This is a genomic window from Parabacteroides hominis (genome assembly GCF_014287585.1).
Lineage (GTDB): Bacteria > Bacteroidota > Bacteroidia > Bacteroidales > Tannerellaceae > Parabacteroides > Parabacteroides hominis.
The window spans coordinates 80,179-86,395 of sequence record NZ_JACOOJ010000022.1; the positions used below are offsets into that span (position 1 = coordinate 80,179).

The window sequence follows — 6,217 nt, forward strand, 5'->3', positions numbered from 1 at the left end:
TTAATTATCATTTGATATTCTTACTTCGTAATAGTATAATCCGTATGGATATTACGGAATAACTCTATTGTCTTATTTGCATTGAACCACAATTCCGCATAAACATCGTTATTCGCCTTTTGTAAAGAACTATTGATAGGAACTATACCCTGCCACGCACGTACAAAGGAAAAGCCATTTACAAACGGTATCTCTAAAGATAAGGAAGAAACCGGTGTCGTTTCCCCCTGCCGATTGATCATAAAATGTTTCCGGTCTATTTGAACATAAGCAAATTCATTGTTCAGAAACAGGTTACTGAAACTATACGAACTACCTTCAACCATACATTCGATTTTCATGTTTCCCTTTTCATCGCACCAGCCATAATGTTGCCTATCCTCAGAGACACGATACCATTTCCCGTCATTCTCTATTTCTTTGAAACGTCCCGCCGGAATCAGTGTTTTTCCATTATAATCGATCAAAGAAGTCCCCTCATCCGTCGTCAACACCGCATTTCCATTGCAATCAAAGAAGAAAGGATTCTCGGATACAAGATCAATCACTATTTTTCCCTTTTTATCAATAGCGCCATATTTCCGGTCATAATACACACAACACCTTCCGTTAACAAACTGTGGAGTATATTGCCAAATGTATTTCTCCGGTTCCAACACAGTATTACCTTTCATATCAACAAAGACATCCTTGTCAGAACTGTTTTTGCAGGCAGCCAGCCCTTCACTGAAAAGTCCCATAGGCCTGCCGTCCAAAACAAATAGTTCTTCCCCTTTGGTATTGATAGCGACCCATTTCCGGTCACGGGTTTCACACCAGGCAATCCCTTCGGAAAAGTCTGTCACCTCCCTGTATGCGGAAGCATCGATCACCACTTCACCCTTTGCATTGATATATCTCCACCTTCCACCTTTTGTCTCACGGCTGCTTATCTTCCCTTTTGCCAAACCGTCAAAAAAGAGTCCGGCTCCTTCCACAAAAGGCGACATAAAGACCTCCTCGCCAGCAGTATTGATATAAGAATAGGTAGTAACCCTGCCCCCCTTCATCACCGGAATCAAATTAACCTCCTGTAATAGGTTTCTCTGTTTTAGTCCTGAATCTCCACAAGAAGCAAGCATGAACAGGCTTGCTATCAGATAAATAATTGTTTTCATGATATTATTTTTTTACAGTCATACTCTCATTCATAGATATCACCGCTTCGACCTGCTCTTCATAGGTTGGCAGATCAGTGCCAAAATCATAATCTCCCTGTGTGACGTACCAGCTACCATCCATATATTCAAAAGTGAAGCACTCTGAATAACTGCCGGAACCGATCTCTGAATACATCAACGACCATACCACTTTCTTATCGTTTATCCTTTTAAAACCGGCTTTTATAGTCGATTCATTCATACTGTCAAAAGATTCTTTACTTCTCAGAATCCAAAGTTCTTTTGTAAAAGGAGTTCTCTTTGTCTCGATCACCCCTTGTGGATCCGCCTCCGGATCCAGGAACTCAAGATTCCCGATTGGAAATTTAACATGAGCATATTGAAACTCCATATCACTTGTAAAACGCTTTAGGAAATCATCAAACATCTTACTGTCTGCTTTTTTAGCAGATGGGGAATTTTCTTTCAATACGTTTTTCCAAACAGGGTTTACCACATCCGTTATTTGCTGCATACCTTCATTTAGCGAAATACCATTTGTAAAAAAGAAGGCCATGCCTCCATACAGCAATAATATAATAAGAGAGATTATCACCTGTTTCTTTATTTGCATTGTTTTCCTGCGTCTCCACATCTTTACGGCATACACAACAGAACCAACAGCCAGCAGTCCCCCTATTATGTATGGTAGTAGATACGCTCCTGCTTCCAGGATCACCCAAAACAAGTAATAAGCAAGGGCGTAAGCCATAAAACCAAACAGTACAGGAGTCAGAAATACGCCCATAAGTTGAGCCATACAACCATCGGAAGTTCGCGACGCCCCTTTAGCCGAAACTTCATAGCTTTTTACATCTGTTGTAAAGATACCACGTATGGCTGCAAAGATTCCAAATAAGAATCCCACTACACCCATCGTTCCAAATACATAACATAACCAACCTTCATAATCAAAAACATTGGTTGGCAGCAATGTATTCGAAAGCCTCACACTCCCGGCCGCCAGACCAAGAATAGAGAAAAGCGTAGCCGTCAATAATAATAATTCTACAATGATGAGAAGAGTGTTCTCCACCAAGTAGCCTTGTTGTCTTTCGTTTGTCATGGTATTCATGTGTTTAACAAGCTAATCCGCATTTAGAACTAATTCATTCTTCAAATTTTTTCAACTCCCATTCTTCAAAATCACCAACATATATAGAGCCTCTACCCGTATAGCAGGAATAAAGACCACTAACTATTTCTTTTACTCGCATTTGTTTTCCGCTTTTATCTACGACTAAATCACCCACCGCAAAAAGAGGTTCTTTATTAGGATCATACATACGTTTACGCGATTCTAATAAATAACGTTGTTTAATGACTCTCACATCATCTGTCATCCCCCACACCTTAAAAAACAGAATCACACAAAGGATCACAAACACCAAAAACAATAACCCGAAAAGCCCAGATATAGCCTGCAACGTATTACTTAAATCATTCATATTTTTATTGTTTAAATAGTTATTAAATATAAACTTCTCTACTGGAGACTGTTTAACATTTTTTCTATGACACCCTCATATCCCCAGTGATATGACCGGTATAATCCCCTCGGATATGAGGGGTGCTATCACCGGTGATATGAGGGGTGATATCCGGGGGGATAGCTGTTCTCATATCAGCGGGGATAGCAGAAAGACTTCCTTACAGTTCGCCGGGGCGTTCCTCTTCGCCTCCCGAACCACCGACTGTCAGGAGGATCGGGAACCGGTATGTGCGTGGGGATTTCACGATTGTGTAGTTCGGACCGGCTTGTGTCGTGATGCTCAGATAGTATTGGCCGTCTGTTAGCTGCGGGAGAGAAATGATGATCTGGGATTTTGTATTTGTCACGATCAACGGAACTTTGACCGGCTCGCCGCCATCTTCGGGAGTGAAATAAAGGCCGACCGAGGGATCGTCGCCTTTCACCAAGACATTGCTTCCGGCAATAATCGCAGGGGCGCCGGGGGTTAACTGGCCGTTCTTTTCGCCGGTGGTGGAGTCGATGATGCTTTCGATCATCGGGCCTACGGTAGCGATATCGGCATTGACATAGATGTTGTCCAAAACTTTCCACAAAGCTGCAGCGGGGGTGAACGTAACGCCTAATTTATTATCCGGAGACTTGTAATCGGACTTTTTCCCGTCGAACGGGCCGCCGATATTCAGAAGATACTGTCCGATACCATCTACAACGCTTTTGCCTTCGGCTATGGCTCCCCGCTTTTCTTCATCGGCCATAACCAAGATGTTTTCGATAGTTTCCTGACGGTATTCAGTACGTTTTGCCACGATACGGGCTGCGATTTCCTTGTTATGCAGTGTTCCGGTGATACGGACTTTGCCGGCGTAATCGCCTGGTTTTTCGGTTAACACATTGTCGTACAAGTCGACTGTCAAAATGGTCTTTTCTGTTGCCATAATATAAAATTTATTATTCGTTGGTGAGACGAATGTTACCTGTAATCGTAATGGAATACCCTTAATTATGATATAAGGGAAGTAAAGACGATCAGTTCTGCTTTTTCTTGAAATTTTCCCCTTATAGACAACAAAGTTTACCTTCTAATCTGATTTCCACGACATAGTTGAACATCAAAAATCTGATGCTCCAACCTTTCACGTGCCTAAAAGCAATAAAAAAAAGCATCCACTTAAACATAAGCAGGCGAATTTGTTATTTTAAAGTATGTTTTTTCCAAAATAATATATCTATCTTTGTCACATCTTTGAAGATAGCTGTCTATAAACAGCACTTTCAAAGATAATAAGCCACCCTTATATCATAATTAAGGGTATTCCCGCCTCAATATTAATTGATCTATTGTTTTTGTAATTATCGCGTTCGCTTTGCTCAATTCGGATTGGTCCAGTTGAGCGACATAATAATGAGTCGTTTTTTCTGACGTATGCCCCAATGCCTGGCTGATAAGTGCAATCGGAATAAGATGCCGATGTGCTTCCGTTGCCCATGTGTGCCGGATCACATACGAAGTAAGAGGCACTGTTATTCCCAAACGCCTGCCCAATTCTTTCAGATTGTTATTATATTTCCGTAACAAGGCTTTATATCGTTCATAGCCCACCTTTTTTTCAGATAAGATAGGGAAAAGATACGGACTGCCGTTTGATGCATATTTATCCAATAAAAACCGCATTCCCTGGGTTAGTTCCATACGAATCAACGTTCGTGTCTTTGTCCGGTGGTAAATCAACATATTCCCCTCAATATTTTCATGAGTCAAATGCGCCAGATCAACAAAGGGTATCCCGCAAGCCATAAAAGAAAAGGCACAAAGATCGGCTGCCAATTTCAAGTCCGGTTCGTGCAGCAAATCCAGTTTGGTCACATTCTCCAATACATCCAACCGGACTGCGCGTTTGACCGTTTTTTCCAAACGGATTACGACATGCCCGAAAGGAAGGAAACGGGGCCTATAGCCGATTTCACAAATAATTTGGTTATACATCGCGCGAAAACCGCTCAAGTAGGAATTGATCGTGTTTGCACGAAGAGAGTTTAAGCCACGAAGATAACAAACAAAGCTATCTACTACGGGAGGGCTGACCTGCCGGACAGGAATATCGCGTCCATTGGAATATTTCCATAACCAATTGCGGGTAGCCCGATACAAATCTGCCGTCGCATCCTTACCTGCCTGCCGTTTCCGGCTGATCAATATGTCCATCCAACCGAATATGGAGGATTTCGCTGATAATTGTTTCATGATGTTTGTTGTCATATCACATTTATTTTAATGAAATGAATATACAACAAACCTAAGTAATAATGGGTTGCTAACAATAAAAGGGATATCCGGCTTTCGGACATCCCTTTTATAAATTCAAATTTACTACTTCTTAGCGCAATGTTCCCTGCTGTGCCTCCTGGATCATTTTCTGGTTAGCCAGGATGATAATTTCGACACGGCGATTCAGTGCGCGTCCTTCCGGAGTATCGTTAGAGGCAATCGGATCGTGAACGCCTTTGCCTTCATAAACCATGCGGTCGCTGCTGACGCCTTGCAACATCAGATAGTCATACACGCTCTTTGCGCGCTTTTCAGATAATGTCTGGTTATAGTCGACTTTACCGGTATTGTCCGTATATCCGACAATCTTGATATCCGTATCGGGATTAGCTTTCAAGCTGTTTGCAAAATTACGCAAAGCGCTCTTGGACGCATCGCTCAAAGTGCTTGAATTGGTTGCAAACAAGATACCTGAATCAAATGTGACCTTCAGCGCCTCACCGTTGTTGATGGTTTCGACAGTCGTTTCTTCCGGCAGCGTAGCTTCCAGTTCCTTCTTCTGTTTGTCCATCTTCTTACCGATCAGGGCACCTGCAGTACCGCCCACGGCAGCACCGATTATCGAACCTAACGCAGTATTACCAGCCAAAGCGCCGACGCCGGCTCCAACTGCCGCACCTCCGCCGACTCCGATAGCTGTCCCTTTAGCGGTATTGTTCCATGTTCCACAACTCGTAAAAACGACTGCCATACAAAGCAGCAAAACTGATAACAACTTAAAATTTCTCATCTTCTTATTCTTTTATAAACGATTATTGTAACTATACAACAGTCTATTAATCGAACATGTTGATGGAATCGCAATATTCAAGTTCTCCCTGTACAATAAAAGTGATGTCTTCAGGCGCGAACTTGCCTACACCGTCTTTTTGCGCATTCTTTACAACAAACCCGATCAATTCATCTTCATCAATATCAATTTCGGCATTGTCATCAGAATTTTCATCAAGAAAACCCTTCGACTCATAAAATTCATAAATCAGGTCTACAATGTAATTAATATCGTCATTACTGAATTTCCCTTTCAATTCCTGGGGAAGATAGTTCTGGATAAATGCTACAGAATCGTCTTCATCGTAAATTAAATCGTCTTTGTCACTCATATTCTTATGTTTTTAGCAAATATTTTCCGATAAAATAGGAGAATAAAATTCATCCCTTTTGATAACGGCGAACATTCTCGCCACAAGTTTTGCCCGTAAAGCATTGATAATGGTC

General features: G+C 41.8%; 7 protein-coding genes. All 7 read right to left on the minus strand.

Annotation, left to right across the window (positions count from 1 at the left end; genetic code table 11):
* Positions 1-20: 20 nt before the first annotated feature.
* The gene (locus H8S65_RS12860) at positions 21-1,157 is read right to left on the minus strand and encodes a WG repeat-containing protein (protein WP_186930357.1); all 1,137 of its coding nucleotides are present in this window, start codon (positions 1,155-1,157) and stop codon (positions 21-23) included.
* Positions 1,158-1,161: 4 nt separating this feature from the next.
* On the minus strand, positions 1,162-2,265 hold the full coding sequence (locus H8S65_RS12865) for a hypothetical protein (protein ID WP_186930358.1): 1,104 nt from the start codon (positions 2,263-2,265) through the stop codon (positions 1,162-1,164).
* Positions 2,266-2,308: 43 nt separating this feature from the next.
* Entirely contained in the window at positions 2,309-2,647 is a 339-nt protein-coding gene (locus H8S65_RS12870; RefSeq protein ID WP_186930359.1) for a hypothetical protein, read from the minus strand.
* A 202-nt stretch (positions 2,648-2,849) separates the two neighbouring features.
* On the minus strand, positions 2,850-3,608 hold the full coding sequence (locus tag H8S65_RS12875; RefSeq protein ID WP_186930360.1) for a DUF4469 domain-containing protein: 759 nt from the start codon (positions 3,606-3,608) through the stop codon (positions 2,850-2,852).
* Positions 3,609-3,976: 368 nt separating this feature from the next.
* Entirely contained in the window at positions 3,977-4,930 is a 954-nt protein-coding gene (locus H8S65_RS12880; protein ID WP_255489197.1) for a site-specific integrase, read from the minus strand.
* Positions 4,931-5,048: 118 nt separating this feature from the next.
* Positions 5,049-5,729, minus strand: coding sequence for a YiaD family glycine zipper/OmpA-like lipoprotein (locus H8S65_RS12885; RefSeq protein WP_186930361.1), 681 nt, complete (start codon positions 5,727-5,729; stop codon positions 5,049-5,051).
* A gap of 46 nt (positions 5,730-5,775) precedes the next feature.
* Positions 5,776-6,102: a hypothetical protein gene (locus H8S65_RS12890; protein ID WP_186930362.1), complete on the minus strand. Its 327-nt coding sequence runs from the start codon at positions 6,100-6,102 to the stop codon at positions 5,776-5,778.
* Between the last annotated feature and the right edge of the window lie 115 nt (positions 6,103-6,217).

Bases quoted from the DNA above. Each gene is read 5' to 3' on its own strand.
- H8S65_RS12870 (WP_186930359.1), bottom strand. From the start codon at position 2,647: ATGAATGATTTAAGTAATACGTTGCAGGCTATATCTGGGCTTTTCGGG.
- H8S65_RS12860 (WP_186930357.1), bottom strand. From the start codon at position 1,157: ATGAAAACAATTATTTATCTGATAGCAAGCCTGTTCATGCTTGCTTCT.
- H8S65_RS12880 (WP_255489197.1), bottom strand. From the start codon at position 4,930: ATGACAACAAACATCATGAAACAATTATCAGCGAAATCCTCCATATTC.
- H8S65_RS12890 (WP_186930362.1), bottom strand. From the start codon at position 6,102: ATGAGTGACAAAGACGATTTAATTTACGATGAAGACGATTCTGTAGCA.
- H8S65_RS12885 (WP_186930361.1), bottom strand. From the start codon at position 5,729: ATGAGAAATTTTAAGTTGTTATCAGTTTTGCTGCTTTGTATGGCAGTC.
- H8S65_RS12875 (WP_186930360.1), bottom strand. From the start codon at position 3,608: ATGGCAACAGAAAAGACCATTTTGACAGTCGACTTGTACGACAATGTG.
- H8S65_RS12865 (WP_186930358.1), bottom strand. From the start codon at position 2,265: ATGACAAACGAAAGACAACAAGGCTACTTGGTGGAGAACACTCTTCTC.